General features: G+C 58.2%; 21 protein-coding genes. 7 read left to right on the forward strand and 14 right to left on the reverse strand.

Translation table 11 applies throughout. The annotated features are described in order from the left end of the window. Window positions 1–15 precede the first annotated feature (15 nt). The gene (locus P8S54_RS14415; protein ID WP_281442278.1) at window positions 16–729 is read left to right on the forward strand and encodes an NAD-dependent deacylase; all 714 of its coding nucleotides are present in this window, start codon (window positions 16–18) and stop codon (window positions 727–729) included. Here the strand turns inward: P8S54_RS14415 and bioA are convergent. Genes bioA through bioB form a run of 6 tightly spaced genes read right to left on the reverse strand, consistent with a single transcriptional unit; the run spans window position 726 to window position 6464 of the window. Further along, the gene (gene bioA / locus P8S54_RS14420; RefSeq protein WP_281442279.1) at window positions 726–2006 is read right to left on the reverse strand and encodes an adenosylmethionine--8-amino-7-oxononanoate transaminase; all 1281 of its coding nucleotides are present in this window, start codon (window positions 2004–2006) and stop codon (window positions 726–728) included. The two genes, P8S54_RS14415 and bioA, sit on opposite strands and share 4 nt — an antisense overlap. Then, on the reverse strand, window positions 2003–2728 hold the full coding sequence (gene bioD / locus P8S54_RS14425) for a dethiobiotin synthase (protein ID WP_281442280.1): 726 nt from the start codon (window positions 2726–2728) through the stop codon (window positions 2003–2005). Before bioD ends, bioA begins: the two co-directional genes overlap by 4 nt. Further along, window positions 2725–3516, reverse strand: a complete 792-nt coding sequence (gene bioC / locus P8S54_RS14430) for a malonyl-ACP O-methyltransferase BioC (RefSeq protein ID WP_281442281.1) — start codon at window positions 3514–3516, stop codon at window positions 2725–2727. Before bioC ends, bioD begins: the two co-directional genes overlap by 4 nt. Continuing rightward, a complete protein-coding gene (locus P8S54_RS14435; protein ID WP_281442282.1) occupies window positions 3513–4253 on the reverse strand; it encodes an alpha/beta fold hydrolase in 741 nt (246 codons plus the stop codon). Before P8S54_RS14435 ends, bioC begins: the two co-directional genes overlap by 4 nt. After that, a complete protein-coding gene (bioF, locus tag P8S54_RS14440) occupies window positions 4241–5395 on the reverse strand; it encodes an 8-amino-7-oxononanoate synthase (protein WP_281442283.1) in 1155 nt (384 codons plus the stop codon). The genes P8S54_RS14435 and bioF overlap by 13 nt, the downstream gene beginning before the upstream one ends. Then, window positions 5382–6464, reverse strand: coding sequence for a biotin synthase BioB (bioB, locus tag P8S54_RS14445; RefSeq protein WP_281442284.1), 1083 nt, complete (start codon window positions 6462–6464; stop codon window positions 5382–5384). Before bioB ends, bioF begins: the two co-directional genes overlap by 14 nt. A 181-nt stretch (window positions 6465–6645) precedes the next feature. On the opposite strand from bioB, the gene P8S54_RS14450 reads away from it, so the two are divergent. Beyond that, window positions 6646–7416, forward strand: a complete 771-nt coding sequence (locus tag P8S54_RS14450; protein WP_281442285.1) for a DTW domain-containing protein — start codon at window positions 6646–6648, stop codon at window positions 7414–7416. 19 nt (window positions 7417–7435) lie between these two features. Here P8S54_RS14450 and P8S54_RS14455 read toward each other — a convergent pair whose 3' ends face one another. From P8S54_RS14455 to def, 7 genes are all read right to left on the reverse strand, one after another. Continuing rightward, a complete protein-coding gene (locus tag P8S54_RS14455; RefSeq protein ID WP_009100835.1) occupies window positions 7436–8689 on the reverse strand; it encodes a TraB/GumN family protein in 1254 nt (417 codons plus the stop codon). Between the two features lie 54 nt (window positions 8690–8743). Then, entirely contained in the window at window positions 8744–10192 is a 1449-nt protein-coding gene (locus P8S54_RS14460; RefSeq protein ID WP_281442286.1) for a TrkH family potassium uptake protein, read from the reverse strand. A gap of 49 nt (window positions 10193–10241) precedes the next feature. After that, complete coding sequence (gene trkA, locus P8S54_RS14465; protein ID WP_281442287.1) at window positions 10242–11615, reverse strand: Trk system potassium transporter TrkA; 1374 nt, start codon at window positions 11613–11615, stop codon at window positions 10242–10244. A gap of 123 nt (window positions 11616–11738) precedes the next feature. After that, a complete protein-coding gene (locus P8S54_RS14470; protein ID WP_263067515.1) occupies window positions 11739–11945 on the reverse strand; it encodes a dodecin in 207 nt (68 codons plus the stop codon). 49 nt (window positions 11946–11994) lie between these two features. Beyond that, window positions 11995–13329, reverse strand: a complete 1335-nt coding sequence (gene rsmB / locus P8S54_RS14475; RefSeq protein ID WP_281442288.1) for a 16S rRNA (cytosine(967)-C(5))-methyltransferase RsmB — start codon at window positions 13327–13329, stop codon at window positions 11995–11997. Next, entirely contained in the window at window positions 13326–14312 is a 987-nt protein-coding gene (fmt, locus tag P8S54_RS14480) for a methionyl-tRNA formyltransferase (protein WP_281442289.1), read from the reverse strand. The genes rsmB and fmt overlap by 4 nt, the downstream gene beginning before the upstream one ends. A 136-nt stretch (window positions 14313–14448) precedes the next feature. Next, entirely contained in the window at window positions 14449–14961 is a 513-nt protein-coding gene (gene def, locus P8S54_RS14485) for a peptide deformylase (RefSeq protein WP_281442290.1), read from the reverse strand. A 190-nt stretch (window positions 14962–15151) separates the two neighbouring features. Here def and P8S54_RS14490 point away from each other — a divergent pair, with 190 nt between their 5' ends. The 5 genes from P8S54_RS14490 (at window position 15152) to aroE (ending at window position 19788) form a co-directional block, all read left to right on the forward strand. Next, window positions 15152–16201 (forward strand): LysM domain-containing protein, encoded by a 1050-nt coding sequence (locus P8S54_RS14490; RefSeq protein ID WP_281442291.1) that lies wholly within the window; start codon window positions 15152–15154, stop codon window positions 16199–16201. A gap of 35 nt (window positions 16202–16236) precedes the next feature. After that, on the forward strand, window positions 16237–17358 hold the full coding sequence (dprA, locus tag P8S54_RS14495; RefSeq protein WP_281442292.1) for a DNA-processing protein DprA: 1122 nt from the start codon (window positions 16237–16239) through the stop codon (window positions 17356–17358). A gap of 68 nt (window positions 17359–17426) precedes the next feature. Continuing rightward, entirely contained in the window at window positions 17427–17981 is a 555-nt protein-coding gene (locus P8S54_RS14500; RefSeq protein WP_281442293.1) for a Sua5/YciO/YrdC/YwlC family protein, read from the forward strand. 40 nt (window positions 17982–18021) lie between these two features. Then, window positions 18022–18954 carry an oxygen-dependent coproporphyrinogen oxidase gene (hemF, locus tag P8S54_RS14505; RefSeq protein ID WP_281442294.1) on the forward strand — a complete coding sequence of 311 codons (933 nt, stop codon included), beginning with the start codon at window positions 18022–18024 and terminating at the stop codon, window positions 18952–18954. A 9-nt stretch (window positions 18955–18963) separates the two neighbouring features. After that, a complete protein-coding gene (gene aroE, locus P8S54_RS14510) occupies window positions 18964–19788 on the forward strand; it encodes a shikimate dehydrogenase (RefSeq protein ID WP_281442295.1) in 825 nt (274 codons plus the stop codon). Window positions 19789–19912: 124 nt separating this feature from the next. On the opposite strand, the gene P8S54_RS14515 is transcribed toward aroE, so the two are convergent. Next, window positions 19913–20170 (reverse strand): hypothetical protein, encoded by a 258-nt coding sequence (locus P8S54_RS14515; RefSeq protein WP_009100852.1) that lies wholly within the window; start codon window positions 20168–20170, stop codon window positions 19913–19915. Window positions 20171–20185: the final 15 nt, after the last annotated feature.

A 20185-nucleotide genomic window follows, 5' to 3' on the forward strand; every position in this document is an offset into this window, starting at 1 on the left:
TAACCGAGAGACACTATGACAGCACCTCCCCACTTAGTAGTTTTCACCGGCTCAGGTATTAGTGTCGAGAGTGGCATTAGGTCGTTTCGCGCAAGCGACGGGCTATGGGAAGAGTATCCCTTAGAGGAAGTGGCCACACCGCAAGGGTGGCGCCGTGACCCTGAACGCGTCTTGGAGTTTTACAACCAGCGCCGAGAGCAGATTCGAAAGGCAAAGCCGAATGCGGCCCACAAAGCACTGGCGGCGCTTGAAAAAGAGGGCTTTAAAGTAAGCGTTGTTACCCAAAATATTGACGACCTGCACGAGCGAGCGGGGTCGCGGAATGTGCTGCATCTGCACGGTGAGATTCTGCAAGCGCGCTCTTCTGTCGATATGCGGCTTCGCTACCGGCTGCCCAAGGGCGGTATTGCGCTGGGTGATGTGTGCGATATGGGCAGCCAGCTGCGCCCCGATGTGGTGTGGTTTGGCGAGGCTGTGCCGCTGTTTGAAGACGCCTGCGAGCTGGTCAGCGAAGCCGACTTTTTTCTGGTGGTCGGTACCTCCTTGGCGGTGATGCCTGCCGCTTCGCTGCTGAGTTATATCGACTACGATACCCCCTGCGCCCTAGTGGACCCCGACGCGGATTCACTCACGCCCCCAGGTGTACTGGCGATCAATACCACCGCAGGCGAAGGCGTGCCCGCCCTGGTGAACCAGTGGCGGAAACAGGGGAGTTTGATACTGCCTTAGGGTGTCTGATGCTCTAAAAACCATGCCTTCATTACCCCGGTAATCTGGGTGATCTCGGCGTCGGAAGTGATATAGGCGGGCATGGTGTAAAGCCAGCGGCCAATGGGGCGCAGCCATACGCCGCGCTCCCGGGCGAAGCTGGCTACCCCTTTCAATGTGTCCGCGCTGTGCGCTTCAATCACCGCCGTGGCCCCCAGCACGCGCACATCGGCTACCGCTGGGTGGGCATTAAGCGCCGTGTCTTCCCGCAACTCACGATGTAGCGTTTGGCTAAGGGCGGCAATTTTCGCTAGGTAGTTCTCTTCTTCAAACACCCGCAGGCTCTCCAGCGCGACTCGGCAAGCCAGCGGGTTGCCCATAAAGGTAGGGCCGTGCATAAAGGCGTGATGGGGGCTATCGCCGATAAACGCGTCGTGGACGCGATCCGTGGCAAGCGTAGCCGCATGGCCCAAGTAGCCGCCGGTCAGCCCTTTTGAGAGCACCATAATATCCGGCGTTACATCGGCGTGATTGGCCGCAAACAGTTTGCCGGTGCGGCCAAAACCGGTAGCAACTTCATCAAAAATCAGCAGCACGCCAAACTCATCGCATAACGCCCGTGCGCCGCGTAGGTAGTGGGGCGAGGTCATGTTTAGCCCGCCTGCCGCCTGCAGCAAAGGCTCCATTAACAGCGCGGCAATCTCATGGTGATGCCTTTCAAGCACGCAGCGCAAGGCGCTAAGGTCGTGTTCGACCTGTTCCATGCTGGCATGGAAGGGGGCGGTAGGTGCCGGGGCAAAGTGGTGTTGGGGCAGCAGGCTGGCGAACAGGCTGTGCATGCCTTCTTCGGGGTCGCACACCGCCATGCAGCCGGTGGTGTCGCCATGATAGGCCTTCATTAAGGAAAGCATCTTACGTTTTTCGGGGTGGCCGATAAGCACTTGGTACTGCAAAGCCATCTTCATCGCCACTTCCATGCCCACCGAACCGCTGTCGGAGTAGAACACGTGATTCAGCCCCGGCGGGGTAATACGCACCAGCGCTTGCGCAAGCTGGTCGGCGGGGTCGTGGGTGAGACCACCCAGCATGACATGGCAAAGTTCGCCCGCCTGCTCGCGAATCGCGGCCACTAAACGCGGATGGGCGTAGCCATGAATCATGCACCACCAGGAGCAGGTGGCATCCAGCAGGTGTTCGCCACTGTCCAGCGTAAAATGGCTGCCGCTACCACCGATGACTTTGGGGGCAGGCGTTTGGGTTTTTAGATGAGCGTAAGGGTGCCAGACGTGAGGACTCATAAGACAGCTTCCTGGTGCAGCGTGGGCGCGTTAAGCAGCGGTGTTAACGACAGATACGGATGAGCCTGTGCCGCATCCGGGGTCGCTAAATGGGGAATAATGCCCAGGCACGGCGCTGGCAGTGTGGCATTGAGGAGCGCTAGGTTAGCGTCAAAACGTAACTGATTTGCGGTAAATTCAGGGTCCACCACGCTGCCGACCCAGCCCGCAAGCGTTAGACCATCGGCAGCGATTACCTCCGCGGTGAGCCGTGCATGGTTAAGACAGCCTAATTTGAGACCCACCACCAATATCACCGGCAGTTGCAGCGCGTTGGGAATATCAGAGAAGTCTTCATGCGCGTTAAGCGGTACCCGCCAACCGCCTGCGCCCTCTATCAGCGTTAGATCGCGCTGAGTGTGGTGAAGTGTTTGTTGCAGTACCTCCGTTACCTTCGCCACGCTCAGCACAGCGCCTGCTTCCTGGGCGGCCAAGTGTGGAGCAATGGCGGGGGCGAACGCCCAGGGGTTAACGGTTTCGTAGCGAACGGGTGGCGTGCTTTGCGCCTGAAGCGCTAGGGCATCGCTATTGCGCAGCCCCTCTGGCGTAGTACTGCTGCCCGAGGCTATCGGCTTAAGCCCTAGCGTACTAAGCTGCTGCTCTTTAGCGGCGCATAGCAGGGCGCTGGTCGCCAGGGTTTTACCTGCATCGGTATCCGTACCGGTGACGAAATAGGTGGTCATGGTGTTTTTTCCAGGTGCAGGGTGAAACAGTGGTAGCTAACCGGCAGCCCTTGAGGTTCACGTAGGGTTTCAAAACGCGCTTGGGCGGCGGCCAGTTCACGACGGGTAAGCTGCGCGTTGGGCCGTGTTACCTGGGCGCCTACCCCTTTAATCGATGCCATGACGGCGCTTAGGTCGGGGTAATAAAACTGCCGCTGCTCGGTGGTGCTGCGAGCCAGCGTTAAGCCGCTAAGGGCAACAGCGTCTTCAACCGTAGAAGCATCGGGCATCTGCAGCAGTGCTTCTGGCCGCTGCCAGGCGGTGGCGACTTCTTTCAACGTGCCGGGTAGCAGCGTGGTGATGTGTGCCTCACCACCGGGGGTGAGCACTCGCGCCAGCTCCTGCATCACGGCGCTGACATCGCTGCACCACTGAATTGCTAGGTTGGAAACGATTAGATCAAAACGGCTGTTCTCAAACGGTAGCGCGGCGGCGTCGCCCTGTTGCCAGGTAATCACATCACCGTAAAGTGCCTGGGCATGGGCGAGCATACCCGGGGCAATATCCAGCCCCGTAAGGTGGGCGTGGGGGTAGCGCGCGGCCAGGCGCTGGGTCCAATAACCGGTGCCGCAGCCGAGGTCGAGCACGTGTTTGGCGTGGGTGGGCAGCGCCAGCCACAGTGCTTTGCCTATTTCACGCTGGGCGCTGGCGAGCGCGTCGTATTGCGGGGCTGCCCGAGAGAAAGCCCGAGCGACACTTGCCTGCCAGTTCGGCAGGTGGGGCGGCGGCGTAGCTAGCGTGCTGCTCATGGCGACTCCTTAACGGCCTGCTGGGTAAGCGTAGCGGCGTGTTCAGTGATGACGCCGGCCAACTCGGCGGGCTGTGAAAGCATTGGGCAGTGCCCCGCGTGGGCGAGGCGGGCAGCCTGCGCACGCTGGCCAGAATCCACTAACGGGTCGTGCTCACCGACTAACCGACTGACCGGACAGGGCGTATCTTGCAAACGCTGGGTGTTGTCCAGGGTGGCCAGCCAGTGAAGCCCTTGGGACAGCGTGCTTGGCGTGGCACTTGGGGTGTCCCCCAGCAGGGTGCGTAGCTGCTGATAGGCGTGGCGAGCGTTAGGCTCACCCTGGCTTTGCCAGCGTAAAAAGTGTTGCCAGGTGGCGTTAGGGTCGCGGGCAAACGCGCGCTGAAAAGTGGCAAGCTCAGCGGTACTTACGCCGTCATCGCTACAAAACCGCTCCCCTGCGCCAATCAGGATAAGGCCCCGCGGGGCGGGCAGGTGGTCAAGCAGCGCGGTCGCCAGTAGCCCACCTAGCGACCAGCCCACCCACACGGCATCACTGGGCAGCTGGTCGGCCATGGCATGGGCAAGTGAGGTAAGGGTGGCCGGTTCTGGCAGCGCGGCCACGTCACCGTAACCCGGCCAGTCTGCGCGGCTAACCTCACTTCCATCGGGCCAATAGTCTGCAAGGGGCTGCCAAATACGCTGATCGACTCCCCAGCCAGAAAGCAGCACCAGACGTTGAGGTGCTAAGCGGGGCATGCCGCTTCCTCCCGCAGGCAGGCGCAAAGCCCTTCCAGTAGGCGATCAATATCGTGGCATGTGTGGCGGGCGCTTAACGTAATGCGTAGCCGCGCTGCGCCCTTGGGCACCGTGGGTGGCCGAATCGCGCCCACTTGAATACCTTGCTCGGCGAGTTGGTTGGCCCACGCTAGGGTGCGAGGCTCGTTGCTCAATAACAGCGGTTGAATCGGGGTAAGTGATTCGGTGAGCGGTAAGCCAAGCGCTTGGGCCTGTTGGCGGAAGTAGCGGATGTTATGGTGGAGGCGCTGGCGGTGTTCTGGCTCGCGCTGCACGATCATTAATGCCTCCAGGGTCGAGGCGGCGATGCTGGGGGGCTGCGCGGTGGTATAAATATAGCTGCGCGCAAACTGGGTAATATGCTCGATGAGTGCGGCATCACCGGCCACAAAAGCGCCGGCAGTGCCGAGTGCTTTACCCAGCGTGCCCACCAAAATGGGCACACGCTGGCTGTCGAAACCTGCCACGCAGCCACTACCGTTATCGCCCAATACGCCCAGGCCGTGCGCGTCATCAATCATTAGCCATGCGTTGTGTTGCTGGCTGATATGGGCAAGGGCGGCAATATCGGCAACGTCGCCATCCATGCTAAATACGCCGTCGCTGACCACCAGTTTATGAGTGGCCGCGCTGCGCGAAAGAAGACGCTCAAGATCAGCGCTATCGCGGTGGTGAAAGCGACGCGAGCGAGCACCGCTAAGCGCTGCGCCGTCTAACAAAGAGGCATGGTTAAGGCGGTCTTGAAATATAGCCGTGCGCGGGTCTGCAAGCGCCTGCAGCACGCCAAGATTCGCCATATAGCCGGTAGAGAACAGCAGGGCCCGCTCGCGGCCTGTCCAGCGTGCCAGGGCGTCTTCCAGTGCGTCGTGTATCGCCAGATGGCCGCTAACCAGGTGGGATGCACCTGCGCCTGCGCCAAAGCAGCGCGCGCCTTCCTCTTGGGCGGCCTGTACCCGAGGGTCCTGGGCCAGCCCTAGGTAGTCGTTTCCCGCAAAATCGAGCCCGCTGTGGGTGTTCACTAACCGGTGCCGCCAGCGCTGCTCATTGAAACGCTGTTCGCGAGCGCTCGCCAGCCGTTCTTGCCATGCTTCAGACACTGGCATCTACCGCTAACTCGGCAACGCGTTCGGCGTGTTCCTGCTGCTGAGCCTGTTGGGCGAGCCGAGCGGCTTGGGCGTCTTCGCTTTCGCAGGTCTCACGCTTTTCAGGATGCAGGCCGAGCTTGGTAAACAGCGCACGGTCGCGATCCGCCTGAGGGTTGCCGGTGGTAAGTAGCTTGTCGCCGTAGAAAATGGAGTTAGCCCCGGCCAAAAAGGCCAATGCCTGGGTCGATTCACTCATCTGCTCTCGGCCAGCAGAGAGCCGCACGTGGCTTTGCGGCATCATAATGCGGGCAACGGCGATGGCGCGGATAAACTCAATGGGGTCGAGGTCTTCGACGTTTTCAAGCGGCGTGCCGGGGACTTTTACCAGCATGTTAATGGGCACGGATTCAGGGTGCGGGGTGAGCTTGGCGAGCTGCTGAAGCAGCGCACTACGGTCTTGGGCATCTTCACCCATGCCGAGAATGCCGCCGGAGCACACCTTCATACCCGCTTCACGCACGGTCGCGAGCGTGTCCAGGCGGTCGCTGTAAGTACGGGTGGTGATAATTTCGCCGTAGAAATCCGGCGAGGTATCCAGGTTGTGGTTGTAGTAATCAAGCCCAGCGGCGGCAAGACGGTTGGCTTGCTCACCATCGACCATGCCCAGCGTCATACAGGTTTCAAGCCCCAGGGCTTTTACCTGGCGAACCATCTCTTCCACCAGTACGAGGTCCTTGTCGCGCGGGCTGCGCCATGCGGCCCCCATGCAGAAACGGCTGGCGCCCGCCGCTTTAGCGGCTTGGGCTTGGGCCACGACCTTTTCGATTTCCAGCAGCTTCTCTTTTTCTAGCTGGGTGTTGTAGTGGCCAGACTGAGGGCAGTATTTGCAATCCTCCGGGCAGGCACCAGTTTTGATGGATAAAAGGGTAGAGACCTGCACCGCGTTAGCATCAAAATGTGCCCGATGCACCTGCTGGGCCTTAAACAGTAGGTCATTGAAAGGTAGCGCAAACAGCGCATTAATCTCTTCCAGTGTCCAGTCGTGACGGGGAGCGGCGGTGTCGGCATTGAAAGCGGTAGCGGTCACGGGTAAACCTTTTTTCTTTTGAAAGTTGACAAGACTGTATCGGTGAGTTGCTTTTAGTGTCAACTTTAAAAACTATGCAGGTTTACTGAAGTGGCCGAAAGAGCGCGGTGTTCGTCATGGTGGGCGGGCTGCTATATACTCTGCGCCCTTTTATTGCCTTCTTTAAATCGTTGGAGCGCAGATGTCTGACGCTACCTCTATTACTATTCCGCCTGAGCACACTGAATGTGATCCGGTAACGGGACACCCGCGGCCGCCTCGGCGTGAATTTAAAGCGCGGGGTAGTTTTGTGACGCGCTGTAAAGGCTGTAATCTGCCTGAGCTTAACTGCCTGTGCCCTTATCAAGTAAAGGCAGAGAGTGACGCCCAGGTGTGGTTGCTAACTCACTCTATTGAGCACTTTAAACCGACCAATACCGGCCGGTTAATTGGCGATGTACTGACCAATACCCGCGTGTTTACCTGGTATCGCACTGCACCAGATGAAGCGCTGGCGGCCCTGCTTGAAGATCCGCGCTACGCGCCCTTTGTGATTTTTCCTGATGATCAGCCTGATTACGCCGAGCGTGTGGTGGGTATTAACGCTGTGCACGCGGCGAAGCAGCAGGCACGCATTCCGGTGTTTGTGATTTTAGATGGCACCTGGCGCCAAGCGCGGCGCATGTTCCGCAAGAGCCCCTACTTGGATACGCTGCCCGTTTTGCCGCTGCGCACCGAGCGTGAAACACGCTATCGGCTGCGTAAACCAGCCTCGAAAGCGCACCTCTGCACGGCGGAAGTGGCCATTGAGCTATTGCGCCAGAGCGGCGATGAAGGTGCGGCAAGTGTCTTGGATGATTACTTTGATGTGTTCAACGACAGCTACGCCGAGAGCCGCTACTACCGCAAAATTGCAGAACCAACCGCTGCCATGCAGCGGCTGTTAGCCCGCAAAGTAGATGGCAGCGTTTAGGGCATTAAGCGTGCAATGTTTAGGCTGCACCGCTACCAAACAGGGCGCCCGCAATTCTAAACCCGGCTACCCAGGTGCCTATCGCCGAGCCAATAGTCGCCAGTAGAAAGACCAATAAGGTGCGCGAGACGCGGTTTTTCCACCAGCCTTTAAGCTCGGTCACATCGTGGCGCAGGGTAGAGAAGTCGCGCACCTTGGGTTTGCGCATAAATAGCTCTACCCCAGCGGCCACAAACCCCGCGCCAATAGTGGGGTTAAGCGAGGTGAGTGGCGCGGCAAAGAACGTCGTAATCACCGTCACCGGGTGTGCTAAGGCGATAATCGTCGCGCCACCCGACAGAATGCCGTTGATTAAAAACCACTCAATCACCAGCTGCCAGCCAAGCTCGGTATTGCGCGAAAAACCAATCACAAACCCGGTAAGCACCAGCGCAGTAATCAGCCAGGGGGCGGCTTTCCAGAGTTTGGAGGGCGGCGGCGTCGCTTCAAGCGCTTCCCGCTCGGGGGTGGGGCTTTCCGGCAGCGGCGCTTCAAGATGCTCTACCGTGCCTTTCAAGTGCCCGGCACCCAGCACCACCAGCACGTTTTTATAGCGCCCGGGCGGTGCCTCTTCGGCCAAGCGTAGCGCCATGTAGCGGTCGCGTTCGCGAATCAGCGGCGTGTACAGCGCTTCCGATTCGGCGGCGAATTCGTTGAAGGTCGCCTCCAGCATATCGCCCTCTTTGAGCTTCTCGATATCCTCTTTGGAAACGTCCTGGCGGGACATGACGCTGCCAATCAGCCCAGAGAAAAGCGAGAAACGCTGCCACCAGGGCACATTGCGGTAAATACGTTTCAGGGTAATGCCCACATCCCGGTCAACTAACAGCAGCGGTAGCTCCCGGCGCTGGCAGGCTTCCACCGCCGCGCGCATTTCGGCGCCGGGCTGGATGCCCGACTGCTCGGCAATACGCTGCTGAAAGGCGCCAAGGGCCAGGCTTGCTGCCACCATGCCCGCTTTACCTTGCTTGAATACCTGGAACAGGTCCTGCTCGCCCATGGCGTCAGGGTTGTTCATGCTGTGGTGGCGTGCGTCACATAGCTCAATCGCAACGGCGTCAAAGGTGCCGCCGTTGATAAGATTGCGAACATCATCAGCGCTTTCGGCAGAGACGTGTGCGGTACCCAGCAGGGTGTAGTGGGTGTTACCTACGGTCACGGTTTTTAAAGGCCCGCTGGTGGCGGGTAGGGTGATAGGCGCCGTGGCCAGTGGTGAACTGTCGTCTTGGGTCATGACTATTACTCAATGTATAAAATATGAAAGCGCACATATAAAAGCGGTGGTGGGTTAACGGCGCCAAAATGCGGGCGTAAACAGCACCAGTATGGTGAAAATCTCCAAGCGCCCCAGCAGCATGGCGATGACTAGAATCCATTTGGCGAGACTCGGCATATCGCCGTAGTGGCTGCTGGCCTCGCCGAGGGCAGGGCCCAGGTTATTAAGCGCTGAGCCAACGGTTGACCAAGCGGTCACCTGGTCAACGCCCGTCGCCATGACACCAACAATCATTAAGAAAAACAGCATGAGGTAGGCGGAGAAGAACCCCCATACCGCTTGGGCGATGCCGTCAGGCACGCTAACTTTACCCACTTTAACGGCAATCACCGCATTGGGGTGAATTAAGCGCATTACCTCACGCATGCCCTGTTTCAAAATCAGAATAATACGGATGACTTTCATACCGCCTGCGGTGGAGCCTGAGCAGCCGCCCACAAAAGCGGCCATAAACAGCAAAAAGGGCAGTGCGCCGGGCCAGGCGGAAAAGTCAGCGACGCCAAAGCCAGCCGTAGTGGCAACCGAGACCACTTGGAAAACGCCGTGGCGCAATCCTCGCATGACATCGTAGGTATTGCTCAGCCAGAGTGTAATGACGGTGATGATGGTTAAACCCGCCAAAAACAGCATTAAAAAGCGGGCTTCCGGGTCTTGAAAATAGTGCAGCAGGCTTTTTTCACGCCAAGCGATAAAGTGCAGGCTGTAGCTCACCGCTGAAATGATCATGAAGGCAATACAAATGAGCTCAATCGTGGCGCTATCAAAGTAACCAATGCTGGCGTCGTGGGTAGAAAAACCGCCAATGGCGACGGTGGAAAAGCTATGGCCCAGGGCATCAAACCAGTCCATACCCGCCAGCATGTAGGCCACCATGCAGGCAATGGTAAGAGTGGCGTAAATATACCAGAGGGCTTTGGCGGTTTCGGTAATGCGCGGTGTTAGCTTGGAGTCCTTTAGCGGCCCCGGTATTTCGGTGCGGTAAAGTGCCATGCCTCCAACGCCCAGCGTCGGGAGGATAGCGACAGCCAGTACCACAATCCCCATACCGCCCAGCCATTGTAGCTGTTGGCGATAGTAGCGCACGGATTCCGGCAGAAAGTCGATGCCGGTAATCACCGTCGCGCCGGTGGTGGTTAGCCCTGAAAATGATTCGAACACTGCATCGGTGATGCTTAGCGACCCTTCACCAAACAGCATGAGGGGAAGCGAGCCGAACAGCGCCAGCACCGTCCAGAACATGGCGGCAATAATAAAACCATCACGAATCCGCAGCTCTTTTCGGGCATTTCGGTTGGGTAAATAAAGGACTAAACCGGTCACTACTGAGATGGCAATCCCGCTCATAAAGGCGTGCCAGACGCCGTCACGAAACCATAGCGACATCAGCATGGGGGGCAGCATGGTGAGGCTGAATAGCATCAGCAGCAAACCTAAAATGCGTAAAATAATCCGCAAACTCATAGCAGTGGTTGCCTCATAGCAGTGGCCCCGTGTTTAGTAAGAACATTGCCTAGAAGAACGTTAATCCCACTTGAAATAGCCGCTCCACATCACGGATTCGCCGCTTATCGACCACAAACAGAATGATGTGATCGCCGCTCTCTACCATCACATCATCGTGGGCTATGAGGACCTCTTTGCCGCGCACAATGGCACCAATGGTGGTGCCTTCGGGTAGATCAATGTCACGAATCGTGCGGCCGACGACCTTGGAAGACTGTTTGTCGCCGTGGGCAATGGCTTCAATGGCTTCTGCGGCACCCCGGCGCAGGGAGTGTACGTTAACAATATCGCCCCGGCGCACGTGGGTGAGCAGGCTGCCAATGGTGGCCTGCTGGGGGGAGATGGCAATATCAATGTCACCGCCCTGAACTAGATCAACGTAGGCTGCATTGTTGATCAGTGTGAGCACTTTCTTCGCTCCAAGGCGTTTGGCCAGCAGCGACGACATGATGTTGACCTCGTCGTCGTTGGTCAGGGCACAGAAAATATCGCAATCCTCGATATTTTCCTCTTCCAGCAGCCGTTTGCTGGTGGCACTGCCGTGGAGTACCACGGTGCGGTCAAGCCGCTCAGAGAGCGTGGTGCAGCGCTCCAGGTTGTGTTCAATGATCTTCACCTGGTGGCTGTGCTCCAGGTGCTCGGCGAGGCGTTCACCGATATTGCCACCGCCAGCGATCACCACCCGGCGGAAATCACGCTCGACGCGGCGCAGTTCGCTCATCACCGCGCGGATATCCCGCCGTGCGGCGAGAAAGAACACTTCATCGTCGGCTTCAATGACCGTATCGCCACGGGGAATAATCGGCCGGTTGCGGCGATAGATGGCCGCTACCCGTGTATCCACGTTGGGCATGTGCTTGCCCAAGAAGGCGAGGTCTTGCCCTACTAGTGGGCCGCCGTAAAACGCTTTAACCGCCACTAGCTGCACCAACCCACCCGCAAACTCCAGCACCTGCAGAGCACCTGGGTGCTCAATCAGGCGGCGCACGTGGTCGGTCACCACTTGCTCTGGGCTGATCAATACATCAATGGGGATCGCTTCGTGGGCAAACAGGCCTTTGCGGGTTAGGTAGGCCGTGGCGCGCACGCGGGCTATTTTGGTGGGGGTGCGAAACAGCGTATGGGCCACTTGGCAGGCGATCATGTTGATTTCGTCGGTGTTGGTCACCGCAATCAGCATGTCGGCGTCTTCACAGCCCGCTTGGCGAAGCACAATTGGATAGGAGCCTGCGCCGGTAACGGTACGAATATCCAGCTTGGTGTGCAGTTCGCGCAGTTTAGCTGCATCGGTATCAACGACGGTAATGTCATTTTCCTCGCGGGCGAGGTGTTCCGCCAGGGTGCCGCCGACCTGGCCGGCGCCAAGAATGATGATTTTCATTGCTGAGCATCGGTTCCGTTGTAAGCGCCAGCGCGTCTTGCCACTGGATAATGTGTGTAAGTGTGCGCTGCAATAAAGACGGCGGCCAGTGTAAACCAGCCGCCGTCAAAAAGCAGGTAGCGCTTACTCCAGTGTAAAGCCTATTTTCACGGTGACCTGCCAGTGGGCAACGCGGCCATCTTCGATATGGCCACGGGTGTCGGTGACTTCCAGCCAGCGCATGTGCTTCACTGTCTCAGAGGCTTTAGCCACTGCGTTCTGTACGGCTTCCTCGATACTTTTCTCAGAGGAGCCGGTTAGCTCAATGTGCTTGTAGGTGTGATGACTCATGGTGTCTCCATCCTTGTCATGAATTCACTGCCTTGGGTGAAGTAACCGCTTAGGCAGGTTGCTTCTCTAGTCTGGCATAAAAAAAGCCATCGTGACTGCCCTGCGCTGGAAAGAGCTGACGACCTTCGCCGCTTGGGATGCCCCAGGCCACGTCGCTGGGCGTGGTGACCTTGGCATCCGGTGTGCGGGCAAGGAAGGCGTCAATTTGGTCGGCGTTCTCTGCGGGTAGTACAGAGCAAGTCGCGTAGAGCAGCGTGCCACCGGGGCGCAGCAAGGGCCAGAGATTATCCAACAACTGCTGCTGCAGCTTCGCGAGTTGACGAATATCCTCTTTGCGGCGCAGCGTTTTAATATCTGGGTGGCGGCGAATAACCCCGGTGCCGGAGCAGGGCGCGTCGAGCAAGATGGCATCAAACAAGGTGCCGCTCCACCAATCTTGCTGGGTGGCATCGGCATGCTGTAGCTCCGCCGTTAGCCCTAGGCGGTTGAGCGTATCGTCTACCCGGCCTAAGCGCTGGTTGTCACTATCAATGGCGGTTAGGGCAATATCGAACTGCTCTAGCAAGTGGGCTGTTTTACCCCCAGGGGCGCAACAGGCATCCAACACATGGGCGCCAGGACGCGGGGCAAGAGCGGGGCCAAGCAGCGCAGCTGAAAGTTGGGCCGCTTCATCTTGAACACTGACATGGCCTTTTTCAAAGCCGGGCAGCGCCGCAACATCGCAGGGCGTATTAAGGGTGATGCCATCGGGGGCATGGGGGCATAAATAGCCGCTTAAACCCTGCTCGATAAGTTGCGCTAGGTAAGCCTCGCGGTCGTTATGGTGCTGGTTAACCCGTAGCGTCATAGGCCCCGGCTCATTATTCGCCTCGGCAATGGCGCGCCACTGATTGGGCCAAGAATCGCGTAGGGCGGTTAGCAGCCAAGGGGGGTGCTCTAGGGCAATATGCTCTTCGCGGTCGACATCGGCCTGGAGCGCCTCGGCTTCTCGCTGCAGACGGCGCAGGCAGCCGTTAAGCACGCGAGTGGCCCACTCTTTGCCCAGCAAGCGCGCAGCGCCCGCGGTTTCACCCACCGCTGCGTGGGCAGGGATGCGCATATACAACAGCTGATAAATACCCACCAGCAAGAGCGCGTGAACGTCGCTATCGCGCTTCTTGAAAGGTTGCTTAAGCAGTTTGTTAGCGAGGGCTTCCAAGCGGGGTAGGCGGCGGCAGGTGCCGTAGCAAAGTTCTTTTAATAGGCCACGGTCACGGGCCACTACGCTATGTTCATCAAGCCCGGCAAGTGAGCCTTTGTCCGTAAGAACGGGTACTAACGCACGGGCGGCGGCAGCGCGCACCTCTTGGCCGCTGCCGCCTTTTGCGGGGCGCTGTTGGCTCATTGATTAGCTCCTTGTTGAGGTGCGGGCAGCCCAAGCTGGGCGCCAGGCGTTAGGGGTGTTTGGCGGGCATTGAGCAGGTCACGTACGGCCATGGCTTTGCCCCCCGGTAGTTGCGCGCGGCTAACACAGAGGACTTCTTGGCCCTGTTCGCCGCAGGCAATACGCAGGTGATCCTCGCCATGTTCAAGCAGTGTGCCGGGCAGTGAGGGCGGCTGTTCGCCGGGTTCAACACTGGCCATTAATAAACGTAGGCGGTCATTGCCTAGCGTGCACCAGGCCACCGGCCAGGGATTAAAAGCGCGAATCTTACGCGCTAGCTGTTCGGCGGGCTGGTGAAAGTCTAGCTCGGCTTCCGCTTTACTTAGCTTGGCTGCATAGGTCACGCCCTCTTCGGGCTGGGGAGTGGCGGTTAGGTTGCCGCTATCCAGTTCGTCTAACACGTTAACCAACGCGTTTGCCCCTTGGATTGCTAGCCGGTCATGCAGCTCACCGCCGGTGGTACGCGCGGTGATCGGCGTTCGTACTTCATAAAGCATCGCGCCGGTATCGAGCCCTGCATCCATTTGCATAATGACTACACCAGAGGCGCTGTCGCCGGCTTCAATAGCCCGCTGAATAGGCGCCGCGCCGCGCCAACGGGGTAATAACGAGGCATGTACGTTGATACAGCCTAATCGAGGCGTATCCAAAACGGCCTGGGGCAGCAGCAAGCCGTAGGCAACAACGACCATCACGTCAGCTTCCAGCGCCGCTAATTCGGCTTGGGCGTCCGCGTTTTTTAAGCTGGCAGGTTGATACACCGGTATTTCATGCTCAAGGGCAAGTTGCTTGACCGGGCTAGGGGTGAGTTTGCGTCCTCGGCCTGCAGGGCGGTCGGGCTGGGTATAAACTGCTACCACCTGATGCTGGCTCTCTAACACGGCGGCGAGGCTTGAAGCGGCGAAATCAGGCGTGCCAGCAAAAACAACGCGCAACTGAGACATGGGCGTGACTACCTAACAGTAAAGGGGGGGGCGTTTAACAGTTAAAGGCCGAGCAGCGAACGCGGAAGCCACATAATGACAAGTGGGCTTGTTTATAGCGTGGCCGCTCGGCCGGGGGTAACGCATTGGTATCAGCTTAAGCGTCCTGCATCAGCTTGTGGCGCTTTTGCATCTTTCTCATCACCCGGTCTCGCTTAAGCGACGATAAGTAATCAACAAACAATACGCCTTCCAGATGGTCATACTCATGCTGAATACAGTGTGCCAATAGGCCGTCAGCCTCTAACTCATAGGGCTCGCCGTTTCGGTCAAGCGCATTGAGCTTTACTTTGAGAAAACGCGGTACCTCGGCGTAATACTCAGGGATGGACAGGCACCCCTCGGAGAGTGGCTCTTTCTCTTCACCCATCGGCTCGTAGCGTGGGTTGATAAGCACCAGCGGCTGGGAGTTATCGTCGCTAACATCCATCACTACCACGCGGCGATGAACGTCGATTTGCGTCGCCGCAAGGCCGATGCCCCGCGCGTCGTACATGGTCTCCAACATATCGTCGACAAGCTGGCGGACCTCATCGTCAACGGTTTCCACCGCTACCGCCTTGGTACGCAGGCGCTCGTCGGGGAATTCGAGAATAGGAAGTTTGGCCATGGCGTTACAATCACCGTTAAGCTGAGTCTTTAATGTGAAGGCCTCACCACCTGTGTCGGCGGGCCTAAGTGCATTACTATAAGTGGTTTACTAACAGCCATCATATCATGCTGTCGGTGTTACTGGGCACGTGCGTTCCTCGCTGCGGCCTTGCGTATCACTCCACCAGCGACTGCCTAGGGAGAACAGGATGGCGGCAAGAAAGCCTCTTTATTATAGCGTCTTTGGCGCCCTGCTAATGTGTATAGCCCTGCTGGTGAGTCATCCGGTTTTAGGCTGGGAGCGGCTGCGTAGCGACGCGCCGGAGCGGTATGAAGTGGTTCGCGGCGATACGCTGTGGGATATTTCTGCGCGCTATTTACGTTCCCCCTGGCAGTGGCCTGAACTTTGGCAGGCCAACCCGCAAATTCGCAACCCCCATCTTATTTACCCAGGCGATGTGCTGGTGCTAGGCCGTTGCCAGGGCGCCCCCTGTTTAACGTTAGAGCGGGGGCAGAGTGTGGTAAAGCTGACCCCCCAAATGCGCACTGTGCCGGAACGGGAAGCGATTGCTCCCCTGCCCATGGACGTTGTACGGGCTTTTTTGCGCGAACACCGAGTGCTGGAGGAGGGTGAGTCGCTGCGGGAACTGGCCTACGTGGTGGGTGGGGAGAACCGACGCTTGATTAGCGGCGCAGGGGACACGCTCTATGTTCGGGGGGAACTTCCCGCGAGAGCGCGGCTGGGCATTTATCGCCAAAGCGACCCCTATCTTGCCAATGACGGAACACCGCTGGGTATTGAAATGATCAACATTGGCGAAGCGCGAAAGCTAAGCAGTGAAGGCGATATTGCCCGGGTAGAAGTGTTGAGTGCCTATCAAGAAGTACGTAATAACGACATTCTGATGGCGCTTGAAGATCGTGAGCAAGAGGAGACCTTCCAGCCTCGCGCACCGTTAAATAGTCTGTCTGGTCATATTATTGCAGTGCCTGGGGGCGTGCGTTTTATTGGGCGCTTGCAGGTGGTGGCGGTAGACCTCGGTACTCAAGACGGCCTTCAGCCAGGGCATGTGCTGCGGGTAGACCAGCAGGGGGAGCTGGTTAATGACCCGCGTACTGACGAGCTTATCCAACTGCCTGCTACAGAAGCAGGCCAGGTGATGGTCTTTAAGACTTACAACCGCGTGAGCTATGCCTTGGTCATGCAGGCATCGAACGTACTTACCGTGGGTGATGTGGCACGTACACCGGTTAGATAAAACGTTACTAAAGAGCAGCGAAGAGGAGGTTGAGTATGGATGCCAAGGAGTGGCTGGTAGTGAATGCCCTGCCCGGCATGGGCGCCCACCGCATTGCGCAACTGGTCGCCCGCAGGCCACAGTGGCCCCAGGGCTGGTTGGCGGCGCTGCCAAGCACGGCGGCCACGGCCCTGCGCGTATGGCTTGAGCACCCGGCGCGTAGTCCACTGCAGTCCGTGGTAAACGACACACAAGCCTGGCTCCAGGGCAGCCCCCGCCGTCATCTGCTGCACCGTGACCACCCTGCTTGGCCCATGCTGCTTAACCAACTACCCGACCCGCCCGTCGTGCTTTGGGCCCAAGGCGATCTAAGCGCACTCGAAGGCCCAAAGCTTGCGATGGTGGGAACACGCAGGCCTACCTCAGAAGGCAGCGGTAATGCCCAAGCGTTTGCCCGCGAACTGGCCCAGCGTGGCTGGTGCATTGTTAGCGGCATGGCGCTGGGAGTCGATGGGGTCGCCCAGCGCGCTGCGCTGGCGACCGGTGGGCACTCAATTGCGGTGTTAGGCTGCGGCGTTGATGTCATTTATCCCGCCCGTCATCGGGATTTATACGAGCAGCTAAGCACCGCGCCAGGTGGGTTGCTGCTTTCCGAGCATCCGCCGGGAACGGTTGCCCGGCCGGCATTCTTCCCCCGTCGTAATCGAATTGTCACTGGCCTCAGTTTAGGCACGTTAGTGGTAGAGGCGACCGAGAAAAGCGGTTCACTGGTGAGCGCTCGTTTAGCCCTTGAGCAGGGGCGCGAGCTGTTTGCCTTGCCAGGGTCGCTGCATAATGTGCAGGCGCGCGGCTGTTTGCACCTGCTACGTACCGGCGCCACACTTGTACGCCATGTGGACGATATACTTGAAGAACTGCAGCACTGGGCTAGCAGTTTTTTACCGCCTGAGCTGGAACCGGTTGCCGACGCTACGGGCGTTGTTGAGACAAGCGGCACTGTACCGCCCACTGACCCTCTATTGAGCGTTTTAGGCACCTCGCCAACGCCGATTGATGTGCTGGTTCAGAGTACTGGCGTCACGGTAAGCGAGTGTCAGCAGCGGCTATTGATGCTGGAGCTAGAGGGCCATGTTACGCAGCAGGCAGGCGGTTGGGTGCGTTTGGCACGGCCATGGTAGGATGCCACTAACTGATTATTTTCACTGGCTGAGCAGTGGCAGGTCATGATTTTTCACGAGGAGCATCTATGGAATCAGCTGAATTAAAGGCGGCAGTGAGCGCGCTGCGCTCGGGAGGCGTTATTGCATGCCCCACCGAAGCCGTATGGGGGCTTAGCTGTGACCCGGATAACGATGAAGCGCTGGCGCATTTAATGCGTATGAAAGCGCGTGACCCTGCCAAAGGAGTCATTCTGGTGGCGGCCAGTATTTATCAATTTCAGCCCTGGTTAAATCAGCTGCCGCTTGCCCTTCATGCCCCCTTAGCCGCTAGTTGGCCAGGGCCCAATACATGGCTGGTGCCGGATAATGGCCGCAGCCATGGGCTTGTGCGTGGCGCTCATCAGTGCGTGGCGCTGCGGGTAACCGACCATCCTCTGATGAAAGCATTATGCGAAGCGTTTGGCGGGCCGCTGGTCTCCACCTCCGCTAACCGCGCGGGAGACCCGCCTGCCATGAGCGCTGAAGAAGTCGCCTCGATATTTGGTGATGACGTCGCTGCTATCGCACCCGGTGCATTAGGTGGCAACGCTCGCCCAAGCACCATTCGTGACTTAGTCACTGGCAACGTGCTTCGCCAGTAAACGCAGCGGCTCACTCAACCTATTTACCCTGGGAGTTAATGTGGCACACGAGCACCTAGACGACGTTAAACACTACCTGTTAGACCTGCAGGAACGGCTATGTGCCGGCCTTGCCGCCGCCGATGGTCGTGCCAGTTTCAAGGAGGATAGCTGGGAGCGTGAGGAGGGTGGCGGCGGGCGCTCTCGGGTGATTGAGCATGGCGCTGTGTTTGAAAAAGGCGGTGTGAACTTCTCCCATGTGTTTGGTGCAAAGCTCCCGCCCTCTGCCACGGCGGTGCGGCCTGAACTTGCTGGGCGCAGCTTTCACGCGGTAGGTGTTTCCTGGGTGCTGCATCCTGAAAATCCCCATGTGCCTACTAGTCACGGCAACGTGCGCTTTTTTATTGCTGAAAAGGCAGGCGAACCCCCCGTTTGGTGGTTTGGCGGCGGGTTTGACTTAACCCCTTACTACCCTGTGTTTGAAGACGCCGTGCACTGGCATCACGTGGCAAAAACCGCCTGCGCGCCCTTTGGTGAAGAGATTTATCCTCGCTACAAAGCGTGGTGCGATGAGTACTTTTACCTCAAGCATCGTGAAGAAACCCGGGGCGTAGGCGGGCTGTTTTTTGATGATTTAAATGAAGGCAGCTTTGAGGACTGTTTTGCCTTTCAGCGAGCCGTTGGCGATAGTTTCTTAGAGGCTTACCTACCCATCGTTGAGCGGCGCAGAGACGATGCCTGGGGCGAACGAGAGCGGGACTTCCAGCTTTACCGTCGCGGTCGTTACGTGGAGTTCAATCTGGTCTGGGACAGAGGCACGCTGTTTGGCCTGCAAAGCGGCGGTCGCACTGAGTCGATATTAATGTCGATGCCGCCATTAGCGCGTTGGGAGTACGCCTTTACGCCCGAAGCGGGTAGCCCAGAGGCGAAGCTTAATGAATACCTAGTGCCCAGGGATTGGCTCGCTGAAGCCGCCCAGCAGGGCGAGACATAAGGAGGCTTTATGGCTGACCGTTATTGCGTCTTTGGTAACCCTATCAAACACTCTAAATCATCGCTGATTCATGGGGAGTTTGGTCGCCAAACCCAGCAGCCCATGACCTATACCACTGAGCTTGCACCGTTGGACGGGTTTGCTGCGGCATGGCAAGCGTTTGTGGCGCAAGGCGGGCGCGGGGCGAATGTGACCGTGCCCTTCAAGGGTGAGGCCTTTGCACTGTGTGACACCCTTAGCCAACGTGCCAAACGTGCTCAGGCGGTCAATACCCTGATCGCGGGGGGCAATGGCCGTACCTATGGCGACACCACCGACGGCATAGGGCTTGTTCGTGACCTGGCTTACCACGGCGTGCCCATTCAAGATAAGCGCGTGCTGGTCATTGGCGCGGGTGGCGCCGTACGTAGCGTGCTGGAACCGCTGCTGGCTGAAAAGCCCCGCGAGCTGGTGGTGGTGAATCGCACCGCTGAGAAAGCCAGCCAGTTGGCGCAAGACTTTGCTGACCTGGGCCCGGTGAAAGGCGGTGGACTTGACACCATAGAGGGGCAGTTTGATCTGGTTATTAATGGCACCAGCGCCAGTCTTACCGGAGACTTACCGCCGCTGCCTGACCTGCTTTTTACCCAGCAGGCCTGGGCTTACGACATGATGTACGGCAGCGAGCCAACGGTCTTTTTACAGTGGGCGGGACCCCGTGGCGCCAAGCTGCTGGATGGGCTAGGTATGCTGGTAGAGCAAGCCGCTGAATCGTTTTTTCTGTGGCGTAATGTACGCCCGGACACCGCGCCAGTGCGCTCGCAGCTTAGGCAATCGCTAAATTTTAGCGATTAATGCTTCTATCGATTAGTGCTGCTGTTGATGAAGGCGTTGATCGACAAATGGCAGTGCATGATAAGTAACGGGGGCAGCTTGGTTAGCTGCCCCCGTTACTGTTGCTGGCGTTATTACCCCGCGATTAACGGCGTTTGGTGTAAAACCCTACCATGCACATAACCAGCCCCAACACAGACACTAGCATGCCGCCGTTGACCAGTAGCGGCGAGCGCTCAAGCCAGGAAACAAAAGGCTGCGGTGTCTCACGGCAGGTACTTTCCAGGTAATCCCAGTAGCCGCCGTCAAGCTGGCAGGCGCGTACATCGCCCAGTTCCCAAAAATAGACGGCCATCAGTACCAAAATGGGCAGGACAAGCAGTAGTAAACCAATTCGAATCATTCAAACCTCTAGCGT

The sequence above is a fragment of the Halomonas sp. M1 genome (assembly GCF_029581375.1).
Lineage (GTDB): Bacteria > Pseudomonadota > Gammaproteobacteria > Pseudomonadales > Halomonadaceae > Vreelandella.

Bases quoted from the DNA above. Each gene is read 5' to 3' on its own strand.
- P8S54_RS14415 (WP_281442278.1), top strand. From the start codon at position 16: ATGACAGCACCTCCCCACTTAGTAGTTTTCACCGGCTCAGGTATTAGT.
- bioA (WP_281442279.1), bottom strand. From the start codon at position 2,006: ATGAGTCCTCACGTCTGGCACCCTTACGCTCATCTAAAAACCCAAACG.
- bioD (WP_281442280.1), bottom strand. From the start codon at position 2,728: ATGACCACCTATTTCGTCACCGGTACGGATACCGATGCAGGTAAAACC.
- bioC (WP_281442281.1), bottom strand. From the start codon at position 3,516: ATGAGCAGCACGCTAGCTACGCCGCCGCCCCACCTGCCGAACTGGCAG.
- P8S54_RS14435 (WP_281442282.1), bottom strand. From the start codon at position 4,253: ATGCCCCGCTTAGCACCTCAACGTCTGGTGCTGCTTTCTGGCTGGGGA.
- bioF (WP_281442283.1), bottom strand. From the start codon at position 5,395: ATGCCAGTGTCTGAAGCATGGCAAGAACGGCTGGCGAGCGCTCGCGAA.
- P8S54_RS14450 (WP_281442285.1), top strand. From the start codon at position 6,646: ATGTCTGACGCTACCTCTATTACTATTCCGCCTGAGCACACTGAATGT.
- P8S54_RS14455 (WP_009100835.1), bottom strand. From the start codon at position 8,689: ATGACCCAAGACGACAGTTCACCACTGGCCACGGCGCCTATCACCCTA.
- P8S54_RS14460 (WP_281442286.1), bottom strand. From the start codon at position 10,192: ATGAGTTTGCGGATTATTTTACGCATTTTAGGTTTGCTGCTGATGCTA.
- trkA (WP_281442287.1), bottom strand. From the start codon at position 11,615: ATGAAAATCATCATTCTTGGCGCCGGCCAGGTCGGCGGCACCCTGGCG.
- P8S54_RS14470 (WP_263067515.1), bottom strand. From the start codon at position 11,945: ATGAGTCATCACACCTACAAGCACATTGAGCTAACCGGCTCCTCTGAG.
- rsmB (WP_281442288.1), bottom strand. From the start codon at position 13,329: ATGAGCCAACAGCGCCCCGCAAAAGGCGGCAGCGGCCAAGAGGTGCGC.
- fmt (WP_281442289.1), bottom strand. From the start codon at position 14,312: ATGTCTCAGTTGCGCGTTGTTTTTGCTGGCACGCCTGATTTCGCCGCT.
- def (WP_281442290.1), bottom strand. From the start codon at position 14,961: ATGGCCAAACTTCCTATTCTCGAATTCCCCGACGAGCGCCTGCGTACC.
- P8S54_RS14490 (WP_281442291.1), top strand. From the start codon at position 15,152: ATGGCGGCAAGAAAGCCTCTTTATTATAGCGTCTTTGGCGCCCTGCTA.
- dprA (WP_281442292.1), top strand. From the start codon at position 16,237: ATGGATGCCAAGGAGTGGCTGGTAGTGAATGCCCTGCCCGGCATGGGC.
- P8S54_RS14500 (WP_281442293.1), top strand. From the start codon at position 17,427: ATGGAATCAGCTGAATTAAAGGCGGCAGTGAGCGCGCTGCGCTCGGGA.
- aroE (WP_281442295.1), top strand. From the start codon at position 18,964: ATGGCTGACCGTTATTGCGTCTTTGGTAACCCTATCAAACACTCTAAA.
- P8S54_RS14515 (WP_009100852.1), bottom strand. From the start codon at position 20,170: ATGATTCGAATTGGTTTACTACTGCTTGTCCTGCCCATTTTGGTACTG.